Source organism: Tardiphaga sp., from assembly GCF_044336785.1.
In the GTDB taxonomy this organism is placed as follows: domain Bacteria; phylum Pseudomonadota; class Alphaproteobacteria; order Rhizobiales; family Xanthobacteraceae; genus Tardiphaga.
The window spans coordinates 97,237-121,432 of the sequence record NZ_JBIIOT010000002.1; the positions used below are offsets into that span (position 1 = coordinate 97,237).

Genomic DNA, 24,196 nt, shown 5'->3' on the forward strand with positions numbered 1-24,196 from the left:
GGCAGCAGGGGACGAGACACATAAACAATAGTTATTGGGTCATAATCACTCGAAACTGCGACAGATCGCTTGCCGGAACTGCCAATCACCGTTAGCAAGCTGCAATTCCGCCATATTTCCGGATGTTTCCGTGCTGCTTGACTACTTTGCCGCGAAGGCCCTGCAGTCGGATACCAGTCCGGCGCGCTGGCGACGCCCCTTTCTGACATGGCTCGACGGCATCGAGAAGGGCTGGGCGATCCCACTCCTGATCGCCGGTTTTGCCGCGGCGTGGTGGCTGTTTCTCATCGTCGCCTATCAGAGCGGCGACCTCCATGCCGACGCGCTGGAAACCTGGACCCTCGGGCGGGATTTTGCCTGGGGCAATGCCAAGCATCCGCCGCTGATGGGCTGGGTGGCCTGGCTGTGGACCCGGGTTTTTCCGCTCACTGACTGGTCGTTCCAGTTGCTGTCCATGACCAATGCGGCTGTGGCCCTGTTTGCGGTCGATCTGATTGCGCGCCGGTTCGTGCGCGGCGATGCCCGTGCGGTCGTGCTGATGCTGTTGATGCTGACGCCGGTCTATCAATTCTACGCCCAGCGTTTCAACGCCAATACGGTGCTGCTGGCGATCTGGCCGCTCGCCGTCTATTGCCATTTGCGCTCGTTCGAGACCCGCGCGGTCGGGTGGTCGATCGCGGCCGGCGTGTTCGCAGCGCTGGCCATGCTCGGTAAATATTATTCGGTGTTTTTGATCGCCAGTTTCGCGCTGGCCACCTTCGTGCATCCGCAGCGCGCGGCCTATTTCAAGTCGTGGGCGCCGTGGCTGTCCACGCTCGCCGGTCTGGTCGTGCTCGGTCCGCATCTGCACTGGTTGGCCATGAATGATGGCGAGACTCTGACCTATCCGCTGAAGCAGCAGGGCGGCTTCGGCCTGCATCATTCGCTGGGCGAAGCGACCATGTTCGTGCTCGGCATCGGCGCGGCACTGGCCATTCCGGCGATCGCCTGGATCCTGTCGGCAGGGCAACGGCTCAGCCGTTTCACTGCCGATTTCCGGGCGATGCCGCCAGGGCTGGTTCTGTTATTCTGGGTGTTCGTCGGCACGCTCGTGCTGCCGCCGGTCACAGCCATCGCGCTCGGCACCAACATGCCCTCGCTCTGGGCCGCGCAGGGGCTGTTCCTGCCGGTGGTTCTGATCGTCTGCGGTGCCAGCTATGTGCTGGAGCGCTTCTTCATCGTCAATCTCGCCACATGGGTGGCAGGGATTGCGATCATTGCCGTGGTGGTGGCCGCGCCCATACATGCGATCCAGCGCAACAGTGTCAGCCCCAATGAGCGAACTTATTATCGCCTCGCGGCGCTCGAACTGACAAAACGCTGGCGTCAGGCGACGGACGTCCCGATGGTTCAGGTCAGCGGCGACGACGGTCTGGCATTTGCCACCGCCTTCTACAGCCCCGACCATCCGCGCTACAGCCGTCCGTTCCGTCTTCAATATAGCTGGGGGATGCCGCCGCCAACCACGCTCTCGCGCGGATGGGTTGGCGCCTGTTTCGCGTCCGATCCGGCCTGCATGGACTGGATGGCGAAAGTGTCCGCTATCGAGAGCCGGAACATTCGTGTCAATTTCGATGTCCAGCCGACGCTGTGGGGCACCCCCGGCATTCCGACCACGATTGCGGCCCTGATGGTGCTGCCACGCGGGCCGCAGACCGGGGAGCCTGCTGATCTCCGTAGCGACGCCGCCGAGGAATTTAGCTCCAAACGTCGCCAGCCCGCGCAGTGATGCGCTGCCTGCCGTTCCGCGGGCGTGTTGTGCCGCCCCGGCAAAGCGCTTAGATCGTCCCAGCAGAAATTCGGGCGCCCGAGAGGCCGCCGCTAAGGAGACGCAAATGCTGCGCGAAAGCATCAACACCGCCGTCAAGGAGGCCATGAAGGCAAAGGACGAACGCAAGCTGTCCACCCTGCGCATGGTCAATGCCGCCATCAAGAATGCCGATATCGATGCCCGCGGCCAAAGCAAGCCGCCGCTCTCCGATGGCGATCTGCTCAGCCTGCTGCAGAAGATGATCAAGCAGCGCCAGGAGTCGGTGGAGCTCTATGAGAAGGGCGGTCGCCCCGAACTCGCCGCCGGCGAGCGCGAGGAGATCGCCGTGATCACCGCCTATCTGCCGCAGCAGATGTCGGAAGACGAAACCAAGGCTGCCATCGCCGCGGAGATCACCGAACTCGGCGCCGCCGGCATGAAGGACATGGGCAAGGTCATCGCCGCGCTGAAGGCGAAATATGCCGGCCAGATGGATTTCGGCAAAGCCAGCGGTCTGGTGAAGGCCGCGCTGAACGGATGATTTTTCTTAACCTCTCCCCGCCCTTTTGCGGGGAGAGTTCGCCGCGTCTTCGCGGCGGGTGAGGGGCATGGCACGCGGCTGCCATATACGCGGGCTCTCGGATCGATGAAGCGCTAGTTGCTTTCCTTCAGCGCCGCCTCGATGGTCATCGCCACACCCTCGATGTTCGATAGTACGTCGTTATTCCAAAACCGCAGCACGCGATAACCTTGCTCGCGCAAATATCGATCGCGCGCCTCGTCGCATTTCGAATGCAGATGCTGTCCGCCGTCTGCTTCGACGACCACCATCTTCTCCGGACACACGAAGTCGCAGATGTAATGCCCGATCGGCTCCTGGCGCACGAACTTGAAGCCCGCGATCTGACGATTGCGCAGGGCATTCCAGAGTTTCGTTTCAGTGTCGGTGGAGTTGGCGCGTAGTTCGCGCGATTTGAGGGTTTTGAGTATGCGGCTCCGCATGTGCCATGCCCCTCACCCGGATTGCATCTTCGATGCAATCCGACCTCTCCCCGCGCAAGATGCGGGGAGAGGTCAAGAAACGTCAAGCGGCCGCGGTCGGGAGCGTATATTCCTTGAACTGATCGCGCAGCGCCGTCTTCAGGATCTTGCCCGTCGCCGTATGCGGGATCGCATCGACGAACACCACGTCGTCGGGCATCCACCACTTCGCGATCTTGCCATCCATGTATTTGAGCAGGTCCTCACGCGATATCTGCTGGTCCGGCTTCAGCTGCACGATCAGCAGCGGGCGCTCGTCCCACTTCGGATGGAAGACGCCGATCACGGCCGCTTCCGCGACCTGCGGATGGCCGACCGCGAGATTTTCCAGATCGATCGATGAGATCCATTCGCCGCCGGACTTGATGACGTCCTTGGAGCGATCGGTGATCCGCATATAGCCGTAAGCGTCGATGGTCGCGACGTCGCCGGTGTCGAAATAACCTTCATCGTCGAGGATGTTCTTGTCGACGCGGAAGTAGCCCTTGGCGACGGCCGGGCCGCGCACGAGCAGTCGGCCGAACGTCTTGCCGTCATGCGGGATCAGCTTGCCGTTGTCATCGACCAGCTTCATCTCGACCATGAAGGGCGAGAAGCCTTGGGTCTGCAGGATGTCGAATTTCTCGGCGCCATCCAGATCTTTGTACTGGCCTTGCAGCGTGCACACGGTGCCGAGCGGCGACATTTCCGTCATGCCCCAGGCATGGCGCGGCTCGATGCCCATATTCGCAAAGGTCTCGATCATCGAGCGCGGCATCGCCGAGCCGCCGCAGACAACGACCTTGAGATCGGGCAGGGTCAGCTTTTCCTTCTGCATATATTGCAGCAGCATGAGCCACACCGTCGGCACGCCGGCAGTGTAGGTCACTTTCTCGGTGCTCATCAGCTCGTAGATCGATGCGCCATCCATCTTGGCTCCGGGCATGACCAGCTTGGTGCCCATGGAGGGCGCCGAGAAGGCGATGCCCCAGCTATTGGCGTGGAACAGCGGCACCACCGGCAGCATCGTGTCCTTCGATGTGGTGCCGAGCGAGTCGCCATTATTCGCCATCAGCGCATGCAGCACATTGGAGCGGTGCGAATACAGCACGCCCTTCGGGTCACCCGTCGTGCCCGATGTGTAGCACATGGCAGCGGCAGTGTTTTCGTCGAACTCCTTCCACTGGAAGTCTCCATCGACCTCGTTGATCCAGTCTTCATAGGCCACGGCGTTCTTCAGTGTGGTCTGCGGCATATGCGCTTTGTCGGTGAAGACGATGTAGCGCTCGACGCTCGGGAGCTGGTCGGCGATCTTTTCCAGGACCGGAATGAAGGTCAGGTCGGTCATCACGATGCGGTCCTGCGCATGGTTGATGATCCAGGCAATTTGATCCGGGAACAGGCGTGGGTTCACCGTGTGGCAGATGGCGCCGATGCCCATGATGCCATACCAGGATTCGAGATGGCGCCAGGTGTTCCAGGCAATGGTGGCGACGCGGTCGCCGAGCACGATGCCTTCCTTGTCGAGACGCTGCGCGACTTTCAGCGAGCGCTTTCGGATCTCGCCGTACGTGGTGCGGTGGATCGGCCCTTCCACGGAGCGGGTCACGACCTCGCGCTCACCGTGGTTCTTTGCTGCGTGATCGATGATCCGATGACACAACAGGGGCCAGTCTTGCATCAAGCCGCGCATTCTCGTTCCTCCGCATTTCTGTTCTGCTCGCGACTCCTCTAAGGAACCGCAGCGCCCAAGATGGGTTGGCCCATCACTGGGGAATTAGGTCTTGCCATGAAGTCTAGCGCGGGGAAAGCGGCCGGAAAATCGACTTTTGGTCTATCCCGCTGCGGCCAAACGACAATCGGAGCAGTGCTGACACTGCTCATGATTTCGGCAGTGCCGGCAGACGCCTATCTCACCACCACACGTTTCCCGTTGCCCAAGGCGCGCCCTGCTGACGCGCCGGCGCCACCAGCAGACGCCGGGCCGGCCGAGAAGCCGGATCAGCCCGCGGAGAAGACGACTGCCGAGCCGAAGCCGCCGGAACCGCCGCCGCCTTCGGCCTGCCGGCTCGCGCTTACCGAAGATATCGCCATCGCGCCGAGTATCCCTGACATCAAGGGGCCGGGCGCCTGCGGTGGCCCCGATATGGTCCGGCTCGAGGCCGTGGTGCTGGCGGACAAGACGCGCGTGCCGCTCAAGCCTGCGGCCACCATGCGCTGTACGATGGCGACGGCCGTGGCCGATTGGCTGCGTACCGACATGGTGGCGCTGGCGGGCTCGCTGAAAACGAAACTGGTCGAGCTCGACAATTTCGATTCCTTCAACTGCCGCGGCCGCAACCGGGTGCAGGGCGCCAAACTGTCCGAGCATGGCCGCGCCAATGCGCTCGATATTCGCGGTTTCAAGCTGGCCAATGGTGAGTCGATCGCACTGACCGAGCGCGCGACGCCGCGCGTCTTGCGCGAAAAGGTGCTGCTGTCGCTATGCTCGCGTTTTCCCACCGTGCTCGGGCCGGGCTCGGACGGTTATCATGAAGACCATATCCATTTCGATCTCGCCGAGCGCCGCGGCAATTATCGCATCTGCCAGTGGGACGTCTGGGATGCCTGGCCGCAAGTCGCGCCTTTGATGCCGGCCCCGCGCCCGGCCGAGGCGCCGCCGCGCGAGGTCGTGGCGAAAGAGGGGACGCCGGCTCAGACGAAGCCAGTAGAGCCACCTCCGGAGGCACAAGCCGAACCGGAGCATGAGCACGTCGAGGAGGCGAAGCCGGAAGAGCCAAAGGCGCAACCGGCGCCAAAAGCAAAGGTGAAAGCCAAGAAGCCGCGCAAGCAACGTGCGCAGGCGCCATTTCCGTTAAATTTGTTGCGATAATGGAGCGGATAGCTGTCGCAAAGAGCTTGTGGCCATCCTTCGAAACGCGGCCAAGAGGCCGCTCCTCAGGATGAGGGGGAGTTTGCGGCGCCGTAGGAGACCCTCATGGTGAGGAGTCCGCGAAGCGGGCGTCTCGAACCATGCAGGCCGAGCAATCTCCTCAACAGCGTTCAGCAATATACGAAAACCCCTAGCGCCAGGGACTGTTTGGATCGTCTTCCAAATCATAGAGCTCGCGCAGATGAACGCTGAGCTCCATCAACCTGTCACGAAAGGGCGTATGTGCGGCGTCGGAATAGCCGACGGTGATGCGCCAGCTGCCGTCAAGCGGATAGATGATCAGCCGCACATTCGCGGGCCACGGCCCCATGCTTTGGAAGCTGGTCTCCCGAAAGATCTTTTCGAGTTCGGCGGCACTCTTCTTCGGCTTCCACATCACAGTGAACAAATCCAACTTGCCGGGCATGGCATCGTGACGGCCATGCACTAGGTGGTCACTTATTGGAATGGTTCTAATCAGATGTAAACTGCTCGTTTTGGCGCGGGGCACCAAGCAGCGGCGCTCCGCTTCTCCCTCCCCCAAGCCGCAAAGCGGCGCAGCGGGGAGGGTGGCACGAGCCTGACGAAGCGAAGCTTCGTTATGGCGAGTGACGAGTGGGGTGTTTCAACAAACTCGCACGTCACGTGGGAGAGACCCCACCCTGCCCCTCCCCGCTGCGCCGCTTTGCGGCTTGGGGGAGGGGACACTCCGGCCTGAGTTCACCCAACAAAAAAGCGCCGGTTGCCCGACGCTTTTTCCAAATCCAATTTCGCCCAACTTTAGTACGGCGTGCCGCCGCCGCCCTGCAGCGCCAGCTTCGAGTTGTACGGCGAGTCACCCGCCTTCGGCTCGAGCACCACAACCAGTGCACCCGGCTTGACGCGGCTATAGAGGTCGATGACGTCCTCATTGGTCATGCGGATGCAGCCCGAGGAGATCGAGGCACCGATATATTCCGGCTGGTTGGTGCCGTGAATGCGGAACAGCGTGTCCTTGTTGCCCTGATAGAGATACAGCGCGCGGGCGCCGAGCGGATTGTCCACGCCGCCGGGCACCTGGGCCGGCAGGCCCTCGATGCGGGCATGGATGTCCTTGGTCGGGGTCCACTTCGGCCATTCGGCCATGTTGCCGACGCGGGCGACGCCCGAGAAGGCGAGGGCTTCTTCACCCACCGTCACGCCGTAGCGGATGGCCTTGCCGCCGTCCTGCACGAAATAGAGATAGTGGTTGTCGGAATCGACCACGATCGAGCCCGGAAGCTCCTTGCGATGGAAATCGACGATGGCGCGGCGGAACGGCTCGGCCGGCTTCACATTGGCGTATTTCGCCTTGGCGAGCTGGGCGCGGTCATTCGGCTTGATGCTCGAGTCCGGCGCTGGCTGATACATGGCGGTGGTCGTGTTGCACGCCGACAGCATAAGGCCGGCCGCGACGATCAAACCCAGTCGAATCTTGAGAGACATAACTTTGTTCCAGTTGCTAGGCCCGGACGTGTGTTACGTCCTGAGAATAGGGCCCCAAACGCCACGATTCCGTTAAGCGCAGTATCGCTGAATTCTCCCCTGATTCCAGCGGCGAGATGCGCGCTGCAGCATGCGGGTTGTGACCTGTGTCATATTTGCCGCAGAAATTTCCCAGCTGTGGGCAAGGTTTACGCATTCTCACGGTTTGCTCCCCAAGCTGTGATCGGCGGAGCACATGTTCGGCTGGTTGAGCGGCGCTGCACTACGGATGACGTTTCGCGCATGCGCGGGGGTTGGCGCGGTGCAAGAAGGCTGTCATGAGGGCTGCATCCGTGTCGGGCATGGTCGCCCTCCCGCCGATTCGGTCTGGGCCGTCGTTTCGGCGGATCCCTTCAATTTGCATCTTCAACCATTGCGGAGTTGCCATGCTGGCTGTCTTCACCCCCGTCGATCACGCCCTCCGGAAATCCGAGCCGACCGATCTGTCGAGTTTGCCGGACAATGCGGTGTGGATCGACATGGTGAAGCCGTCCCCCGGCGAGGACAAGGCGGTGGAGAAGCTCGCCGGGGTCGAGATCCCGACCCGCGAGGATATGCAGGAGATCGAGATCTCCAGCCGGCTCTATATCGAGAACGGCGCCCGCTACATGACCGCCAGCTTGATGTGCGGTTCCGACACCGAGAATCCGCGCGTCACCGCCGTCACCTTCATCCTCACCCGCCAGCGCCTTGTTACGGTGCGCTACGACACGCCGCGCCCCTTCGCTTCGGTGGAACTGAAGCTCGGCCGCACCGCGCCGTCCAATGCCAATGGCGAGACGGTGCTGCTCGAACTGCTCGACGCCGTGATCGACCGCGCCGCCGATATTCTGGAACGTGTCGGCGCCGATATCGACCAGGTCAGCCACGATATTTTCGAGCCGGACGAGTCCCAGCGCACCGGCCATGCCAAACGCTATTCGGAGATCCTGATCGCCATCGGCCGCAAGGGCGACCTGACCTCGAAAGTGCGTGAAAGTCTGGTCTCGATCGGCCGCCTCGTCACTTTCGTCACGGCGGAAGCGGATGGCGTGAAATGGTCGAAGGACATGCGTGCGCAGCTCAAGACCATGCAGCGCGACGTCGTCTCGCTGACCGATCACGCGTCCTATCTGTCGAGCAAGATCACCTTTACGCTGGATGCCATGCTCGGTGTCGTCAATCTCGAGCAGAACAACATCATCAAGCTGTTCTCGGTGATGGCCGTGGTGCTGATGCCGCCGACCCTGATCGCGTCGGTCTATGGCATGAACTTCAAGCTGATGCCGGAACTGCAATGGGATTTCGGTTATCCCATGGCTGTCATGATGATGGTCTGCGCGGCGGTGGTTCCGTATCTCTTCTTCAAGTGGAAGAAGTGGCTGTAGCTGGAGCCGCGTCTCGTTTCCGGGTCAGAACACCGATTGCGCGCTGCGCGAGATCGAGAAGCCGTGGCGGTCGGCATTCAAGCATGTCACGCCTGATTGTTCCGACTTGCAGGTAAAACCGTCGCGCTGGAAGGTCTGGCCGTAAGTCAGCACGGGCAGCTTCGAGTCCATGATGGTGTCGCCATGGCAGATGCGAATGCCGCTTTGGCCGGTCTTGCTGATCTCGAAGGCGCGGCCCCATTCCAGCTCGCAATCCCTGGGCTTCGGCACGCTGACCGTCGCCTCCATGATGTCGCATCGGATGTCGGCATCCTTGCCATCGGCGAAATATTGGCAGGCGATATTCTTGGAGGGTGACAGGAAACCGGAGGGCGCGCTTTGCGCGAGGGCGGGCAGCGGAGCGATGAGGAGCGCAACAGCGAGCAGCGGTGATTTCATTGCAAGAGACTTTCCGGACGGGGCATTGCAGCGCCAGTCTAGTCGGTCTCGTTTCACAAACCTATGACCGCACGCGCGCCGAAGCCCGCGGTTTCCATCCCCGGAGCGAAGCGAATGGGCCACCGATATGGGGCTCTCCCCACGATAGGACGGAGTTTGGGTAGCACCCCACCCGTCTCGATGCTCGCTGAACGCTCGCACCGATCCACCCTCCCCACGGCGCGGCTTCGCCGCTTGGGGGAGGGATAAAAAGACGCCTACTTCGCGCCCACAGCCTTGCCGCGATACATCAGATGCACCGCGCAATTGCAGCCTGGCGGATGCGAGGCGATGTCGGCTGGCGCCTCGTCATTGGCTGGCGTCTGCGCGGCCAGTTTGTCGGCAGCTGCTTTCTCCTGTGCGACGGCACCCGGAATATAATTCAGGATCGGCGCCAGCCAGCGCTCAACCTCGGTCACATCCATGCCCTTGCGCGCGGCATAGTCTTCCGCCTGATCGCGCTCGATCTTGCCGACGCCGAAGTAATAGCTTTCGGGATGGCTGAAATAGAGACCGGATACGGATGAGCCCGGCCACATCGCATAGCTCTCGGTGAGCGACACGCCCGCGGTGTTCTCCGCATCGAGCAGCCTGAACAGCGTTGCCTTCTCGGTGTGGTCGGGCTGTGCGGGATAGCCAGGCGCCGGACGAATGCCCTGATATTTTTCCAGGATCAGGTCATCGACCGAGACATCCTCGTCCGGCGCATAGGCCCAGAACTCCTTACGCACGCGCTCATGCATGCGTTCGGCAAAGGCTTCGGCGAGACGATCGGCCAGCGCCTTGCACAGGATCGACGAGTAATCGTCATTGGCCTTCTTGAACCGATCGGCGATGACGTCCTCGCCAATGCCGGCAGTGACGACGAAGGCACCGATATAGTCGGCCACGCCCGTATCCTTCGGCGCGATGAAATCCGACAGCGCCGCGTTGAAGCGGCCCTCGCGCTTCACCAGCTGCTGGCGCAGCGTGTGCAGCGTCGCGATTTCGGCCTTGCGGTCGTCATCGGCATAGACGCGGATGTCGTCACCCACGGCATTCGCGGGCCAGAAGCCGACCGTCGCCTTGGCGGTGAACCACTTCTCGTCGACGATCTGCTTCAGCATCTTCTGCGCATCGGCGTAGAGCGAGGTCGCGACTTCGCCGACGACACTGTCGGTGAGGATGCCCGGAAACCGTCCGGCCAGTTCCCAAGTCTGGAAGAACGGCGTCCAGTCGATATAGCGCGCCAACTCTTCCAGCGAGTAATCGCTGAACGTCTTGATGCCGAGGAAGGTCGGCTTGCGCACGGTCATGCTGAAATCCGCCACATGCGCATTGGCACGCGCAGTCGAAAGCGACAGCCGCTTCTTGTCCTGCTGCGCCTTGAAATGCGCCGCTGAAATCTTGGCATAATCGGCGCGGACGTCGGCTGCATAAGCCGCGCGCTTCTCCGGCGACAGCAGCGACGACGCGACGCCGACCGCGCGGCTGGCATCGTTCACATGCACGACGGCGCCGGCGCGGTAGTTCGGATCGATCTTTACGGCCGTATGCACACGGCTGGTCGTCGCGCCGCCGATCAGGAGCGGCATCTGCATGCCCTGACGCTCCATTTCGCCGGCGAGGAAGGTCATCTCGTCGAGTGACGGCGTGATCAAGCCCGACAGCCCGATGATGTCTGCGCCTTCAGCCTTCGCGGTCTCGATGATTTTTGCGGCCGGCACCATGACGCCGAGATCGATGACCTCGAAGTTGTTGCACTGGAGCACGATGCCGACAATGTTCTTGCCGATGTCATGGACGTCGCCCTTCACCGTGGCGAGCACGATCTTGCCGGCGTTCTTGCGGCCGTCGCCGGCGATGCCCGCAGCGAGATTGTCGGCCTTTTCCTTCTCCATGAACGGCATCAGATAGGCGACTGCCTGCTTCATCACGCGGGCGGATTTCACCACCTGCGGCAAGAACATCTTGCCGTCGCCGAACAGGTCGCCGACGACATTCATGCCGGCCATCAGCGGTCCTTCGATGACGTGCAGCGGCCGCGCGACGGTGAGGCGCGCAGCTTCGGTGTCCTCGTCGATATATTGCGTGATGCCGTGAACGAGCGCGTGGCTGAGGCGCTTCTCCACCGGCCATTCGCGCCAGGACAGATCCTGTTCCTTCGCCTGCTTGGTCTGGCCGCGGAATTTTTCGGCAAGCTCCAGCAGACGTTCGCCGGCGCCGGGATCGCGGTTGAGGATGGTGTCCTCGCAGACCTGGCGCAATTCCGGATCGATGTCGTCATAGACGATCATCTGACCGGCATTGACGATGCCCATGTCCATGCCGGCCTTGATGGCGTGATACAGGAACACGGAGTGCATGGCTTCGCGCACCGGCTCGTTGCCGCGGAACGAGAAGGAGAGGTTGGAAACGCCGCCGGAAATATGCGCATGCGGCAGGTTCTGGCGGATCCAGCGCGTCGCCTCGATGAAGTCGACGCCGTAATTGTTGTGCTCTTCCAGGCCGGTGGCGATGGCGAACACATTGGGGTCGAAGATGATATCTTCCGGCGGGAAATCCAGTTCCTTGACCAGGATGTCGTAGGCGCGCTTGCAGATCTCGATCTTGCGCTCATAGGTGTCGGCCTGGCCGACCTCGTCGAAGGCCATCACGACCACCGCGGCGCCGTGGCGCTGCGCGATCCTGGCTTCGTGGATGAATTTCTCGACGCCTTCCTTCATGGAGATCGAATTGACGATCGGCTTGCCCTGCACGCATTTCAGGCCGGCCTCGATGACATGGAATTTCGACGAGTCGACCATCACCGGCACGCGCGCGATGTCGGGTTCGGACGCGACGAGGTTCAAGAACTCGACCATCGCCTTCTCTGAATCCAGAAGGCCTTCGTCCATATTGACGTCGATGACCTGCGCGCCGTTCTCGACCTGATCGCGCGCCACCTGCAGTGCGGCGGCATAGTCGCCTTCGGTGATCAGGCGGCGGAATTTCGCCGAGCCGGTGACATTGGTGCGCTCGCCCACATTGACGAACGGGATCGACGCCGCCAGTTCGAACGGCTCGAGGCCGGAGAGGCGCAGCAGTGGCGCGATCTCGGGGACCGCGCGCGGCTTGTGCGGGGCGACGGCCTTGGCGATGGCAGCGATATGCGCAGGCGTCGTGCCGCAGCAACCGCCGACGATATTGACGAGGCCGCTGGCGGCAAATTCGCCGACCAGACCGGCCATGAATTCCGGGCTCTCGTCATACTGGCCGAATTCATTGGGCAGGCCGGCATTCGGATAGGCGCAGACCAGGGTGTCGGCGACACGGCCGATATCGGCGATATGCGCGCGCAGGTCTTCGGCGCCGAGCGCGCAGTTGAAGCCGATGGTGGCGGGCCGCGCATGCTTGACCGAATTCCAGAATGCTTCCGGCATCTGGCCCGACAGCAGGCGTCCGGATTTGTCAGTGATGGTGCCGGAGATCATGATCGGCACGTCGATGCTGCGCGCCTCGCAGATTTCCGCGATGGCATAGAGCGCGGCTTTGGCGTTCAGCGTGTCGAAGATGGTCTCGACCAGCAGCAGGTCGGCGCCGCCGTCGAGCAGGCCGTTGATCTGCTCGCTATAGGCGATACGCAGATCGTCGAAGGTCACGGCGCGATAGCCCGGATTGGCCACATCCGGCGAGATCGAGGCGGTGCGGTTGGTCGGGCCGATGGCGCCGGCGACAAAGCGCGGGCGTCCGTCCTCGGCCTCCACCTTGATGGCGGCGTTCTTCGCCAGGCGCGCGCCGTCGCGGCTCATCTCGTAAGCGAGATCGGCCATGTCATAATCGGCCTGCGCGATCGAGGTCGAGGAGAAGGTGTTGGTGGCGACGATGTCGGCGCCGGCGCGCAGATAGTCCGCGTGAATGTTTTCGATCGCGTCCGGCTGGGTCAGGATCAGCAGGTCGTTGTTGCCTTTGACGTCGCGATGAAAATCCTTGAACCGCTCGCTGCGGAACGCGGCTTCATCGAACATCAGACCCTGGATCACGGTGCCCATGGCGCCATCGAGCACGAGGATGCGCTCGGATGCGGCTTTGAGCAGGGCGGTACGCTTCGGCGATACTGGCACGGTCATGAGTTTAAGCAGCCTTCCGCGCGCCGTTCGGGCGGAAGCCCAGAAGATGACTGATCGCGAAGACCAGATCGGCGCGGTTCATGGTGTAAAAGTGAAAGTCGTTGACGCCCGCCTTGGCGAGCTTCTGCACCTGGCCTGCGACCACGGTGGCAGCAACGAGCTTGCGGGTCTCGGCATCGTCATCGAGGCCGTCGAATTTCTCGGCCAGCCAGTTCGGCACGGTGGTGCCGGCACGGGTGACGAAATTGCGCGCCTGCTTGAAATTGTGCATCGGCATGATGCCGGGCAGCACCGGGATCGTGATGCCGCGGGCGCGCACCTTGTCGAGATAACGGAAGTAAAGATCGTTGTCGAAGAACACCTGGGTGATGGCGCGCGTCGCGCCGGCATCGACCTTGGCCTGCAGGGTGTCGATATCAGCGCTGAAGTCGGCGCTCTCCGGATGCTTTTCCGGATAGGCGGAAACGGTGACGTCGATGTCCGAATAGCGCTCACGGATGCTGGCGACGAGATCGGCGCATGTCTGGTAGCCATCCGGATGCGCCACATATTGGGTGCCGATGCCCGTGGTCGGGTCGCCGCGCAAGGCCACGATGTGGCGGACGCCGGCGTCGTGATAGCGGGCCACGACATCGTCGATTTCGCTCTTCGGCGCACCCACGCAGGTCAGGTGCGCGGCCGGCGTCAGGTTGGTTTCCTTCAGCAGGCGGACGATGGTGGCGTGGGTGCGCTCGCGGGTCGAGCCGCCGGCCCCATAGGTCACTGACACGAAGGAGGGGGAGAGGGGGGCCAGGCGCTCAATCGTCTCCCACAGGGTGCGGTCCATCTCCTCGGTCTTCGGCGGGAAGAACTCGAAGGAGATATTCGGAAGGTTAGGGGTGGCCGGGGTCGTCTCGGTCATCTCGAACTCCACCGCCGCGACTGGCGGCACCGGTTGCTGGGTCGTCACAGGCTTTTTGGCTGCACTGCACAAAATATGCTGATGTGCCGGAATTAAATAGCCCATCGCAAAGCCATATAGGGTGGGAAATGGCCCATTGTGTCTACGGAGGATGGGTTTGGCTCGCCCGCTGAAACATGAGTGGGCAGGCTAGTGACGCCCGTCTAACGATTCTTGATTCTATTTAATTATTTGAAATAATTATGAAATTATACAATTTTGATGGCGTGTTAGCCTTGCGTTGTCTGTGGGCAATGAATTTCATGAATTGCGAGGCATTAATTCTCGCCCATTGACGATGGCGTGCTCGTGCCCGCCCGTCACGCTTGCTGTCCCGTCCGGACGCATTAGCCTGCCGGTATGATCCCGCTCTCCATTCTCGACCTGTCGGTCGTCACAACAGGCACGTCGCCCTCAAAGGCGCTGCGCAACAGCATCGATCTTGCCAGACATGCGGATGGCCTCGGCTATGTCCGCTACTGGCTGGCCGAGCATCACAATCTGGCGTCCGTCGCCAGTCCGGCGCCGGAAATCATGATCGGCCAGATCGCAGCCGTAACGTCGCGGATTCGCGTTGGCTCCGGCGGCGTGATGCTGCCGAACCATGCACCGCTGATGGTGGCCGAGCGCTTCAAGATGCTGGAGGCGCTGTTTCCCGGCCGCATCGATCTGGGCCTCGGCCGTGCGCCAGGAACCGATGGCGCAACAGCCTATGCGCTGCGCAATCGCCTGGCCGGTCGCGAAGGCGACGATTTCCTCGAGCGGCTCAGCGAATTGCTGCTGTGGGAGACGCGGCGCTTTCCGGAAAACCATCCCTACAGCAATGTCGTCGCCATGCCGAACGATGTGCCGCTGCCGCCGATCTGGCTGCTCGGCTCCAGCGATTTCAGCTCCGATCTCGCAGCGCAAGTCGGGATGGGCTTTGCCTTTGCCCACCATTTCGCATCTCACGACGCGGCTGATGCGATGGTGCATTATCGGGCCCGCTTCAAGAGCTCGTCGTGGCTGCAGGCGCCGCAGGCGATTCTAGCGGTCGCCGTGATCTGCGCCGAAACGGATGACGAAGCCGAGCGGCTCGCGTCATCCGCCGATCTCAACCGCCTGCGCCGCGACCGCGGCGAATACGCGCCGCTGCCGAGTGTCGAGGAGGCGCTGGCCTATCCCTATAGCGATGTGGAGAAGACCAAGATCGCGCGCAATCGCGCGCGCCTGTTCGTTGGCAGTCCGACGACGGTGCGCGAAAAGTTGCAGCCGCTGATCGGACAATGCCAGCCCGATGAACTGATGGTCGTCACCGCGATGTATGATCATGACGCGCGCAAGCGATCCTACAGCCTGCTGGCGGAGGCATTCGCGTAGCGAAAAATCGCATGATGCGATGTCGGAACGAGCTGATGGCAATCGTCCTTGAAGCGGCGCCACCAAGAACCAGAGAATGATCCATGCTCTATGCAATCCTCGCTTATCATGTCGAAGAGGTCGTCGTGTCCTGGACTCCCGATCAGGACACGAACGTGATGGCCAATCTTCACGAAATCCACGAGCGGCTGACGGCTGATGGCCAGATGGGACCAGCCGCGCGGCTCGGCGGCACCAAGGGTGCGTTCACCTTGCGCGGCCCCGGGGCAGGTGTGATCATCGATGGGCCGTTTGCCGAGACCAAGGAGCAGTTACTGGGCTTCTATGTCGTGGATTGCGCGACGCGCGAGGCCGCGATCGCTGTCGCACGTGATCTGCGAAAGGTGAATCCGTCAGCGGTGTATGAAATCCGACCCGTGCAGCTATTCCTGCCCGGCGCGGCGAAAGAGGCGACGCATGCGCTATCGGATCATGTGCGCGGGAATTCGTAGGATGGGTTGAGCGGAGCGAAAACCCATCATTCCGTTATTGCGGCGGGCTCCGCCGATGCGTTTTCGCGAAGACGCTCAACCCATCCTACATCTCAGCCCTGCTGCTCGCCAAAGGTCTGGCGGAACGGATGTGCGGGATACACGCCCACGATCCTGAATTCGCGCGAGAAGAATTTTAGCTCTTCCAGCGCGAAAGCCAGATTGCGGTCATCTGGATGACCGTCGACATCCGCATAGAACTGCGTGGCGAAGAATTCACCATCGACCATGTAGCTTTCCAGCTTGGTCATGTTGACGCCATTGGTCGCAAAGCCGCCAAGCGCCTTGTAGAGCGCGGCGGGGATGTTACGCACCCGAAATACGAAAGAGGTGACCAACGGCTCCTTGCCTTGATCGGCCCACTTGGCGTCTTTCGACAAGATCACGAAGCGCGTCGTATTGTGGCTTTCGTCCTCGACGTCTTCGGCCAGAATATCCAGGCCGTAGATTTCGGCGGCAAGGCGCGGGGCCAGCGAGCCGCAGCTCTTGTCGCCGCGTTCGGCCACGATACGTGCGGAGCCGGCCGTGTCGGCGGCGACGATCGAGCGGACCCCCAGTTTGCGGATCAGGCGGCGGCACTGTCCGAGCGCATGGACGTGGCTCTCGATGGTCTTGAGATCCTCGATCTTCGCACCGCGTGGCGCCATCAGCTGGTGATGGATCGGGATGAACCATTCGCCGATGATATGGAGGCCCGACGCCGGCAGCAGGTGATGGATATCGGCAACGCGGCCGGCGATCGAATTCTCGATCGGGATCATGCCAAGATCGGCCTCGCCGGACGAGATCGCCGCGAGCGCATCCTCAAAGGTTGCACAGGGCAGTGGCTCGGCGTGCGGAAACGCCTCGGCGATCGCGTTATGGGAATTGGCGCCGGGCTCGCCCTGGAAGGCGATTTTCATCGGAATGGTCATGGCGGGCCTTGTATCAGTCGCTCAGGTTTTTGCCAGCAGCCGGCGGGCGGTTTCGAGGTCGTGGGGCGTATCGACACCGAGCGGGACGGACTGCACGATGGCGGCGTCGATCCGCATGCCGGCTTCCAGCGCACGCAGCTGTTCCAGCTTTTCGCGCTGCTCCAGTGTCGAGGGCGGGAGTTTCACGAAGCCTTCGAGCGCGGTGCGGCGATAGGCATAGAGCCCGATGTGATGATAGCGCGGGCCATCGCCATAAGGTGCGGTGGCGCGGGTGAAATACAGCGCCCGCAACCGGTTGGTGCCAGCCGGCGAGCCGATCAGCTTCACCACGTTCGGATTGGTGTGTTCTTCATCCTTGCGGATTTCTGCGACCAGTGTCGCGATATCGACCTTGGGATCGTCCAGTACGCGCAGGGCGGCGGCAATGTCGCCCGGCGGAATGGTGGGCAGGTCGCCCTGGACGTTGACGACGGTTTGGACTGTCCCGGTCGGGTCGAGCCTGCCGAGCGCCTCAAAGATCCGGTCCGAGCCCGACGGATGGTCCAATGAGGTCATGACCGCCTCGAAACCATGGGCGGTCACCGCATCGGCGATCTCGGCGGTATCGGTGGCAATGGCCACGCGCCCGATGGCGGCCTCGGCTGCGCGGCGGGCCACATGCACGATCATCGGCAGGCCGGCGATGTCCAGCAACGGTTTGCCGGGCAGCCGGGTCGCGGCCATTCGGGCAGGAATGAGCACCAGGGTGCGAGGGTCGGTCATGTTTGATTGGCTTGGCAAAATCGGCTCGAATTCCGTCTCTCGGACCTGGAAAACCATGATGTAGATCAAGGGCAAGCCGGACGGCGCGGCGTTTATACGGGTTGCCAGAACTAGGGCAAACCGTTATCTCGATTGGACAGGCTCTAAACAGCCTGCAGACGTGATTCATGGGCGCGTCGAGGCCGTGGGAGCGGCCTTCCAATGACCTGAAACGGGCGTGGGGCTTACGGAATATGGACTCTTTCGAACTCAACAAGATCATGGGCGCCATCCTCGGCACCTGCCTCGTGCTGATGGCGACGAACTTCACCGCCCAGGCGGTGTTCGCGCCCAAGCACATGGAAAAGCCCGGCTACGACATCGCCGTGAAGGAAGAGGCTGCCGGTGGCGGCGCCAAGGCTGCGGCCGCGCCCTCCGAACCCATCGAAAAACTGCTGCAGACCGCCTCGGTTGAAAAGGGCGCTGTCGCATCCAAGAAATGCGCCTCGTGCCACACCTTCGAGAAGAACGGTCCGAATCGCGTCGGCCCCAATCTCTATGGCGTCATCAATGATCACGTCGGCCAGGGCCGCAACGGCTTCAACTTCTCCGCGGCCATGAAGGCCAAAGGCGGCAGCTGGGGCTTTGAGGAGCTGAACAAGTTCATCTCCAATCCGAAGGGCGCCGTGCCCGGCACCGCGATGGGCTTCGCCGGCATCCAGAAGGACAGCGAGCGCGCCGACCTGATCGCCTATCTGGCGACGCTGGCCGACACGCCGGTGCCGCTGCCGACGGCTGCCAAGTAGAGCAAACGCACCGCGTTTTCGTCACATTCGAACCATCACGGCCGGGCCATCAGCCCGGCCGTTGTCGTTTGGCGCATTACCAAAGCTTAAGCGGGACGTTTGGCCGCAACGCGTTAGGATGCAAGCAAGGCGTCGGGTGGTATCTTGCGGAAAAGCCGGCATAATCGGTCGAACCCTCGCCTCATATGACCGTTCTACTCAATTGCTCCGGTTCACAGGATTCAGCACATTGACGATCTCCCGACGCCGCCTTCTGAAGACCTCCGCTTTCGCCGCCCTCACCCCCGTGCTCGGCGGGATCGGCAGTCTCCCGGTGATCGGAGCAGCCTCCGCTCAACCGGCCGCAGCAGGCGCCGCGGAATGGCGGCATGCGCTGTCGCTGTTTGGCGAGATCAAATATCCCGCGAACTTTAAGCGCTTCGATTACGTCAATCCGGATGCGCCGAAGGGCGGCAGCGTGCGGCAGATCGCGGTCGGCACGTTTGACAATTTCAACATTGCGGTCGCCGGTGTGAAGGGCAACATCGCCGGCGCCGTTGGCCTGATCTACGAATCCCTGACCACGGCGTCGCTCGACGAAGTCTCGACCGAATATGGCCTGCTCGCGGAATCCGTCAGTCACCCCGAGGACTATTCGTGGGTGACGTATCGCCTGCGTGCCGAAGCCAAGTGGCATGACGGCAAGCCGGTGACGCCCGACGACGTCATCTTCTCACTTGATGCCTTCAAGAAATATTCGCCGCAATATGCCGGCTATTATCGCCATGTGGTGAAGGCCGAGAAGGCCGGCGAGCGCGACGTGAAATTCACCTTCGACGGGCCCGGCAATCGCGAATTGCCGCAGATCGTCGGCCAGCTCACGGTGCTGCCGAAGCACTGGTGGGAAGGCACCAATGCCTCCGGCCAGAAGCGCGACATCGGCAGCACGACGCTCGAATTGCCGCTCGGCAGCGCGCCCTATCGCATCAAGGATTTTGCGGCCGGCCGTAATGTCGTGGTTGAGCGCGTCAAGGACTATTGGGGCGCCAAGCTCGCCGTGAATGTCGGCAAGCACAATTTCGATGAGATCCGCTACGAATATTTCCGCGACGGCACGGTGGCGCTCGAAGCGTTCAAGGGCGATCAGGTCGATTGGCGCACCGAGAACAGTGCGAAGAACTGGGCGACCGCCTATGACTTCCCCGCTGCCAACGAAAAACGCGTGATCCTCGAAGAGTTCACCAACCGCTCCTCCGGCGTGATGCAGGGCTTTGCGCTGAACATCCGTCGCGACAAGTTCAAGGACGCGCGTGTTCGCCGCGCGCTCAACTATGCGTTCGATTTCGAGGAGATGAACAAACAGATCTTCTTCGGCCAGTACAAGCGCATTGGAAGCTATTTCGAAGGCACCGAACTCGCATCGTCCGGCCTGCCGGAAGGCCGCGAGCTCGAGATCCTGGAGACGGTGCGCGCCGATGTGCCGCCGGAGGTCTTCACCAAGCCCTACACCAATCCCGTCGGTGGCAATGCCGAAAACGTGCGCGCCAATCTGCGCGAGGCGACGCAGTTGCTGAAGGCGGCTGGTTACGAAATCCGCGATCGCAAGCTGGTCAATGCCAAGACCGGCGCACCATTCGAGATCGAATTGCTCGGTGAAGACCCAAGCTCGGAACGTATCGCTTTGTTCTTCAAGCCGTCGCTGGAGCGACTCGGCATTGGCGTGAACGTGCGCACCATCGATGCGACACAGTACGAGAACAGGCTGCGCAGCTGGGATTTCGATGTCGTCGTATCGGTGTGGGGGCAATCGCTGTCGCCCGGCAACGAGCAACGCGAATACTGGGGCTCGTCGGCTGCCGATCAGGCCGGGTCGCGTAATATCGTCGGCATCAAGGATGCAGCCATCGACAAGCTGATCGAACGCGTAATCTTCACCAAGGACCGCGCCGATCTGGTTGCCGCGACCAAGGCGCTGGACCGCGTGCTGCTGTGGAATCACTTCGTCGTTCCACAATTCACCTACAGCAAGGTTCGTACTGCGCGTTGGGATCGCTTCGGGCGGCCACCCGAGCCACCGAAATATGGCCAGTCGGGCTTCCCGACCATCTGGTGGTGGGATGCCGCGAAGGCAGCGAAGACGGGCGGTCGCTCTTGAGGAGGCTGTCGCGCATGGCGCAGCTCAATCGTCGGCACGTGCTCGGCCTTGGTCTCGGCGCGATCGCTGCGACGCGTTTCAGCCCGGCGCTTGCGCAAGGTGCGAGCGAGGCGCATGGCATGTCGGCCTTCGGCGATCTGAAATATCCCGCCGACTTCCCGCATTTCGACTATGTGAATGTGAAGGCGCCAAAAGGCGGGGTGTTTTCGACCATCCCGTCGGTCAAGGCTTTCAATCAGTCGTTCCAGACGTTCAATTCGCTGAATGCCTATGTGTTGAAGGGCGATGGCGCGCAGGGAATGGGGCTGACTTTCACCGCGCTGATGGCTCGTGCCGTCGACGAGCCCGATGCCATGTATGGGCTTGCAGCCAGGTCCGTGCAGATCTCCGCGGACGCCCTGACATATCGTTTTGCCATGCGGCCTGAAGCGCGTTTCCATGACGGCAGCAAGCTGACAGCGAAGGATGCAGCCTGGTCGCTGACGACGCTGAAGGAAAAGGGCCATCCGATCATCACGCAGCAGATGCGCGATGTCGCTAAGATCGAGGCCGTTGACGACGCCACGCTTGTGGTAACTTTTGCAGAGAAGCGTGGCCGCGACGTGCCGCTCTTCGTCGCCAGCATGCCGATCTTTTCGCAAGTCTATTACGCCAAGCGCGCCTTCGATGAATCGACGCTCGATACGCCGACTGGCAGCGGTCCTTACAAGGTTGGTCGCTTCGAGGTTGGGCGCTTCATCGAATTCGATCGCGTCAAGGATTGGTGGGGCGCGGATCTGCCCGTCAGTCGCGGCCTCAATAATTTCGACACGGTGCGCTTCGATTTCTACCGCGACCGCGATGTCGCTTTCGAAGGGTTCACGGGGCGCAATTATCTGTTTCGCGAAGAATTCACGTCACGCATCTGGAATACGCGTTACGATTTCCCCGCCATCAAGGACGGGCGTGTCAAGCAGGAGATCCTGCCTGATGATCGTCCGTCCGGGGCGCAGGGCTGGTTCATCAATACGCGCCGCGCCAAGTTTCAGGATCCGCGCGTGCGCGAGGCGCTGGGCAATGCGTTCGATTTCGAATGGACCAACAAGTCCATCATGTATGGCGCCTATGAGCGCACGGTCTCGCCATTCCAGAACTCCGACCTGATGGCGACCGGCGCGCCGTCGCCGGAAGAACTTGTTCTGCTCGAGCCGTTCCGCGGTAAGGTGCCGGCCGAAGTGTTCGGCAATCCCTATCTGCCGCCGGTGTCGGACGGTTCGGGTCAGGATCGCACGCTGCTGCGCAGGGCGATCCAGTTGCTGAACGACGCCGGCTGCGTGATGAAGGACGGCAAGCGCATGACAGCGCAAGGCGAGCCGTTTAAGATCGAGTTTCTGCTCGATGAGCCCAACTTCCAGGCTCATCACATGCCTTACATCAAAAATCTCGGCACGCTGGGTATTGAGGCCAACTTGCGCCTCGTCGATCCCGTGCAAGAGCAAGCGCGACGCAATGATTTCGATTTCGACATGACGATCGAGCGTTTCAGTTTTTCCACCGTGCCCGGAGATTCGCTCCGTCCGTTTTTCACGGCGCAAGCGGCGACCACCAAAGGCTCGAAGAATCTGTCGGGCATTTCCGATCCCGTGATCGATGCGCTGATTGAGCACGTGATCGCAGCGGAGAGCCGCGCCAAGCTGGTTTTCGCGGCACGTGCACTCGACCGCGTGATCCGCGCTGGTCGCTACTGGGTGCCGCAATGGTATTCGAGCAAGCACCGGCTGGCTTATTGGGATGTGTTCAAGCATCCCGCGCAGCTTCCCAAATATCTCGACATGATCGCGCCCGATCTCTGGTGGGCTGCGGACAACAAGACGGCGACCGAGCAGGCCAAATAGAATGACCGCATATATCGCACGCCGCGTGCTGCTCATGTTTCCCACTTTGCTGGGAATCCTGCTGGTGTCCTTCATCGTGGTGCAATTCGCGCCCGGTGGGCCTGTCGAGCGCGTCATCGCGCAGATGAGCGGTGCCGACACCGGCGCTTCGCGCGCGACAGGAGGTTCATCCGGTGGCGACTTCGGTAATCGCGCCCAGCCGGGCGCGGGCGCCGATGCCGTGAACTCGAAATATCGCGGCGCGCAGGGCCTCGATCCCGCTTTCATCAAGAATCTTGAAAAGCAGTTCGGCTTCGACAAGCCGGCACCCGAGCGATTTCTGCTGATGGTGTGGAATTATGTTCGCTTCGATTTCGGCAAGAGCTACTTTCGCGATACGTCGGTAGTGCAGCTGATCAAGGAGAAGCTGCCGGTCTCGATGTCGCTCGGAATCTGGATGATGCTGATCAGTTACCTCATCTCGATCCCGCTCGGCATCCGCAAGGCGGTGCAGGATGGGACGCGCTTCGATACCTGGACCTCGGCGATCATCATCATCGGCTTTGCGATCCCGGGCTTCCTGTTCGCAATCCTGCTGATCATCCTGTTCGCGGGAGGCTCGTTCTGGAGCATCTTCCCGCTGCGCGGCCTCACATCGGACGGCTGGAGCCAGTTTCCGTGGTACTGGAAGATCATCGATTACTTCTGGCACATCACGCTGCCGCTGGTGGCCATGGGGCTCAGCGCTTTCGCCACCACGACGCTGCTGACCAAGAACTCGTTCCTGGATGAAATCCGCAAGCAATATGTGATGACGGCGCGCGCCAAAGGCTGCACCGAACGGCAAGTGCTCTACGGCCATGTGTTCCGCAACGCGATGCTGATCGTCATCGCCGGTTTCCCCGGCGCCTTCATCGGCGCATTCTTTTCCGGCGCGCTGCTGATCGAGACGATCTTCTCGCTGGATGGGCTCGGTCTGCTCGGTTTCGAGAGCGTGCTCAATCGTGATTATCCCGTGGTGTTCGGCACGCTGTTCATCTTCTCGCTGATGGGATTGGTCGTGGGCCTGATCTCCGATCTGGCTTATATGTGGGTCGATCCGCGGATTGATTTCGAGGCGCGGGAAGTCTGATGACCGTCACAGCACCCATGCCCGTCGAATCCACCACGCAGACCCCGCTCGGCGAAGCCGTGCCACCGTCGCGTCGCCCGCTCGGCCTGTCGCCGCTCAACAAGCGCCGCTGGCAGAATTTCAAGGCCAACCGGCGCGGCTACTGGTCGCTCTGGATCTTCTCGGCCCTGTTCCTGATCTCGCTCTTCGCAGAGCTGATCGCCAATGATCGTCCGTTCCTGATCAAGTTCGATGGCAAGCTCTATTTCCCCTCGGTCGTCACCTATTCGGAAACGACCTTCGGGGGCGACTTCGAAACCGCTGCCGATTATCGCGATCCCTTCCTGCAAAAACTGATCGCTGAGAAGGGCGGCAGCGTCTATTGGCCGTTGATCCGCTATTCCTACGACACCCATAATCTTGACCTGCCGACGCCGGCGCCGTCAAAGCCGACCTGGATGCTCACCGAAGAGCAATGCAAGCCGGTGGTGGAAAAGAAGGGCCTGAAGGGTTGCAGCGATCTCGAATATAACTGGCTCGGCACCGACGATCAGGGCCGCGATGTTGTCGCGCGTTTGATCTATGGCTTCCGCATCTCCGTGCTGTTCGGTCTCACCCTGACGATCCTGTCCTCGATCATCGGCATCGCGGCA

19 protein-coding genes and 1 pseudogene are annotated in these 24,196 nt (G+C 61.6%); 11 read left to right on the forward strand and 9 right to left on the reverse strand.

Annotated elements, in window-relative coordinates:
• Positions 1-130: 130 nt before the first annotated feature.
• Positions 131-1,768, forward strand: coding sequence for a glycosyltransferase family 39 protein (locus tag ACIQ2A_RS01415; RefSeq protein WP_398474948.1), 1,638 nt, complete (start codon positions 131-133; stop codon positions 1,766-1,768).
• A gap of 106 nt (positions 1,769-1,874) precedes the next feature.
• Positions 1,875-2,330: a GatB/YqeY domain-containing protein gene (locus ACIQ2A_RS01420; protein ID WP_398474950.1), complete on the forward strand. Its 456-nt coding sequence runs from the start codon at positions 1,875-1,877 to the stop codon at positions 2,328-2,330.
• A gap of 113 nt (positions 2,331-2,443) precedes the next feature.
• On the opposite strand, the gene ACIQ2A_RS01425 is transcribed toward ACIQ2A_RS01420, so the two are convergent.
• Positions 2,444-2,791 carry an endonuclease domain-containing protein gene (locus ACIQ2A_RS01425; protein ID WP_398474952.1) on the reverse strand — a complete coding sequence of 116 codons (348 nt, stop codon included), beginning with the start codon at positions 2,789-2,791 and terminating at the stop codon, positions 2,444-2,446.
• Between the two features lie 82 nt (positions 2,792-2,873).
• Positions 2,874-4,502: a fatty-acid--CoA ligase gene (locus tag ACIQ2A_RS01430; RefSeq protein WP_398474954.1), complete on the reverse strand. Its 1,629-nt coding sequence runs from the start codon at positions 4,500-4,502 to the stop codon at positions 2,874-2,876.
• A 96-nt stretch (positions 4,503-4,598) separates the two neighbouring features.
• Between ACIQ2A_RS01430 and ACIQ2A_RS01435 the strand changes: the two genes are divergently transcribed.
• Entirely contained in the window at positions 4,599-5,681 is a 1,083-nt protein-coding gene (locus tag ACIQ2A_RS01435) for an extensin family protein (protein WP_398474956.1), read from the forward strand.
• A gap of 190 nt (positions 5,682-5,871) precedes the next feature.
• Here the strand turns inward: ACIQ2A_RS01435 and ACIQ2A_RS01440 are convergent, their stop codons facing one another.
• On the reverse strand, positions 5,872-6,117 hold the full coding sequence (locus ACIQ2A_RS01440; protein WP_398474958.1) for a hypothetical protein: 246 nt from the start codon (positions 6,115-6,117) through the stop codon (positions 5,872-5,874).
• 383 nt (positions 6,118-6,500) lie between these two features.
• On the reverse strand, positions 6,501-7,184 hold the full coding sequence (locus ACIQ2A_RS01445; protein ID WP_398474960.1) for a L,D-transpeptidase: 684 nt from the start codon (positions 7,182-7,184) through the stop codon (positions 6,501-6,503).
• A gap of 425 nt (positions 7,185-7,609) precedes the next feature.
• On the opposite strand from ACIQ2A_RS01445, the gene ACIQ2A_RS01450 reads away from it, so the two are divergent.
• A complete protein-coding gene (locus tag ACIQ2A_RS01450) occupies positions 7,610-8,590 on the forward strand; it encodes a magnesium transporter CorA family protein (protein ID WP_398474962.1) in 981 nt (326 codons plus the stop codon).
• 24 nt (positions 8,591-8,614) lie between these two features.
• On the opposite strand, the gene ACIQ2A_RS01455 is transcribed toward ACIQ2A_RS01450, so the two are convergent.
• From ACIQ2A_RS01455 to metF, 3 genes are all read right to left on the reverse strand, one after another.
• A complete protein-coding gene (locus ACIQ2A_RS01455) occupies positions 8,615-9,028 on the reverse strand; it encodes a DUF6636 domain-containing protein (protein WP_398474964.1) in 414 nt (137 codons plus the stop codon).
• A gap of 257 nt (positions 9,029-9,285) precedes the next feature.
• Positions 9,286-13,155, reverse strand: a complete 3,870-nt coding sequence (gene metH / locus ACIQ2A_RS01460; RefSeq protein WP_398474966.1) for a methionine synthase — start codon at positions 13,153-13,155, stop codon at positions 9,286-9,288.
• 4 nt (positions 13,156-13,159) lie between these two features.
• Positions 13,160-14,056, reverse strand: a complete 897-nt coding sequence (metF, locus tag ACIQ2A_RS01465) for a methylenetetrahydrofolate reductase [NAD(P)H] (protein ID WP_398474968.1) — start codon at positions 14,054-14,056, stop codon at positions 13,160-13,162.
• Between the two features lie 399 nt (positions 14,057-14,455).
• Between metF and ACIQ2A_RS01470 the strand changes: the two genes are divergently transcribed.
• Entirely contained in the window at positions 14,456-15,454 is a 999-nt protein-coding gene (locus ACIQ2A_RS01470) for an LLM class flavin-dependent oxidoreductase (RefSeq protein WP_398474970.1), read from the forward strand.
• An 83-nt stretch (positions 15,455-15,537) separates the two neighbouring features.
• Positions 15,538-15,945 carry a YciI family protein gene (locus tag ACIQ2A_RS01475; protein ID WP_398474973.1) on the forward strand — a complete coding sequence of 136 codons (408 nt, stop codon included), beginning with the start codon at positions 15,538-15,540 and terminating at the stop codon, positions 15,943-15,945.
• 92 nt (positions 15,946-16,037) lie between these two features.
• Here the strand turns inward: ACIQ2A_RS01475 and ACIQ2A_RS01480 are convergent, their stop codons facing one another.
• Positions 16,038-16,898, reverse strand: coding sequence for a prephenate dehydratase (locus ACIQ2A_RS01480; protein ID WP_398474975.1), 861 nt, complete (start codon positions 16,896-16,898; stop codon positions 16,038-16,040).
• A gap of 21 nt (positions 16,899-16,919) precedes the next feature.
• Positions 16,920-17,660, reverse strand: a complete 741-nt coding sequence (locus ACIQ2A_RS01485) for a 3-deoxy-manno-octulosonate cytidylyltransferase (protein ID WP_398474977.1) — start codon at positions 17,658-17,660, stop codon at positions 16,920-16,922.
• A gap of 233 nt (positions 17,661-17,893) precedes the next feature.
• On the opposite strand from ACIQ2A_RS01485, the gene ACIQ2A_RS01490 reads away from it, so the two are divergent.
• From ACIQ2A_RS01490 to ACIQ2A_RS01510, 5 genes and pseudogenes are all read left to right on the forward strand, one after another.
• Complete coding sequence (locus ACIQ2A_RS01490) at positions 17,894-18,445, forward strand: c-type cytochrome (protein WP_398474979.1); 552 nt, start codon at positions 17,894-17,896, stop codon at positions 18,443-18,445.
• A 229-nt stretch (positions 18,446-18,674) separates the two neighbouring features.
• Complete coding sequence (locus ACIQ2A_RS01495; protein ID WP_398474981.1) at positions 18,675-20,579, forward strand: extracellular solute-binding protein; 1,905 nt, start codon at positions 18,675-18,677, stop codon at positions 20,577-20,579.
• 14 nt (positions 20,580-20,593) lie between these two features.
• Positions 20,594-22,453, forward strand: coding sequence for an extracellular solute-binding protein (locus tag ACIQ2A_RS01500; RefSeq protein WP_398474983.1), 1,860 nt, complete (start codon positions 20,594-20,596; stop codon positions 22,451-22,453).
• 1 nt (position 22,454) lies between these two features.
• The gene (locus ACIQ2A_RS01505; protein ID WP_398474985.1) at positions 22,455-23,564 is read left to right on the forward strand and encodes a microcin C ABC transporter permease YejB; all 1,110 of its coding nucleotides are present in this window, start codon (positions 22,455-22,457) and stop codon (positions 23,562-23,564) included.
• Positions 23,564-24,196: pseudogene (locus tag ACIQ2A_RS01510) on the forward strand (ABC transporter permease); the annotation flags it as partial. The gene ACIQ2A_RS01505 and the pseudogene ACIQ2A_RS01510, both read left to right, overlap by 1 nt.

Bases quoted from the DNA above. Each gene is read 5' to 3' on its own strand.
- ACIQ2A_RS01420 (WP_398474950.1), top strand. From the start codon at position 1,875: ATGCTGCGCGAAAGCATCAACACCGCCGTCAAGGAGGCCATGAAGGCA.
- ACIQ2A_RS01425 (WP_398474952.1), bottom strand. From the start codon at position 2,791: ATGCGGAGCCGCATACTCAAAACCCTCAAATCGCGCGAACTACGCGCC.
- ACIQ2A_RS01430 (WP_398474954.1), bottom strand. From the start codon at position 4,502: ATGCGCGGCTTGATGCAAGACTGGCCCCTGTTGTGTCATCGGATCATC.
- ACIQ2A_RS01435 (WP_398474956.1), top strand. From the start codon at position 4,599: ATGAAGTCTAGCGCGGGGAAAGCGGCCGGAAAATCGACTTTTGGTCTA.
- ACIQ2A_RS01440 (WP_398474958.1), bottom strand. From the start codon at position 6,117: ATGTGGAAGCCGAAGAAGAGTGCCGCCGAACTCGAAAAGATCTTTCGG.
- ACIQ2A_RS01445 (WP_398474960.1), bottom strand. From the start codon at position 7,184: ATGTCTCTCAAGATTCGACTGGGTTTGATCGTCGCGGCCGGCCTTATG.
- ACIQ2A_RS01450 (WP_398474962.1), top strand. From the start codon at position 7,610: ATGCTGGCTGTCTTCACCCCCGTCGATCACGCCCTCCGGAAATCCGAG.
- ACIQ2A_RS01455 (WP_398474964.1), bottom strand. From the start codon at position 9,028: ATGAAATCACCGCTGCTCGCTGTTGCGCTCCTCATCGCTCCGCTGCCC.
- metH (WP_398474966.1), bottom strand. From the start codon at position 13,155: ATGACCGTGCCAGTATCGCCGAAGCGTACCGCCCTGCTCAAAGCCGCA.
- metF (WP_398474968.1), bottom strand. From the start codon at position 14,056: ATGACCGAGACGACCCCGGCCACCCCTAACCTTCCGAATATCTCCTTC.
- ACIQ2A_RS01470 (WP_398474970.1), top strand. From the start codon at position 14,456: ATGATCCCGCTCTCCATTCTCGACCTGTCGGTCGTCACAACAGGCACG.
- ACIQ2A_RS01475 (WP_398474973.1), top strand. From the start codon at position 15,538: ATGCTCTATGCAATCCTCGCTTATCATGTCGAAGAGGTCGTCGTGTCC.
- ACIQ2A_RS01480 (WP_398474975.1), bottom strand. From the start codon at position 16,898: ATGACCATTCCGATGAAAATCGCCTTCCAGGGCGAGCCCGGCGCCAAT.
- ACIQ2A_RS01485 (WP_398474977.1), bottom strand. From the start codon at position 17,660: ATGACCGACCCTCGCACCCTGGTGCTCATTCCTGCCCGAATGGCCGCG.
- ACIQ2A_RS01490 (WP_398474979.1), top strand. From the start codon at position 17,894: ATGGACTCTTTCGAACTCAACAAGATCATGGGCGCCATCCTCGGCACC.
- ACIQ2A_RS01500 (WP_398474983.1), top strand. From the start codon at position 20,594: ATGGCGCAGCTCAATCGTCGGCACGTGCTCGGCCTTGGTCTCGGCGCG.
- ACIQ2A_RS01505 (WP_398474985.1), top strand. From the start codon at position 22,455: ATGACCGCATATATCGCACGCCGCGTGCTGCTCATGTTTCCCACTTTG.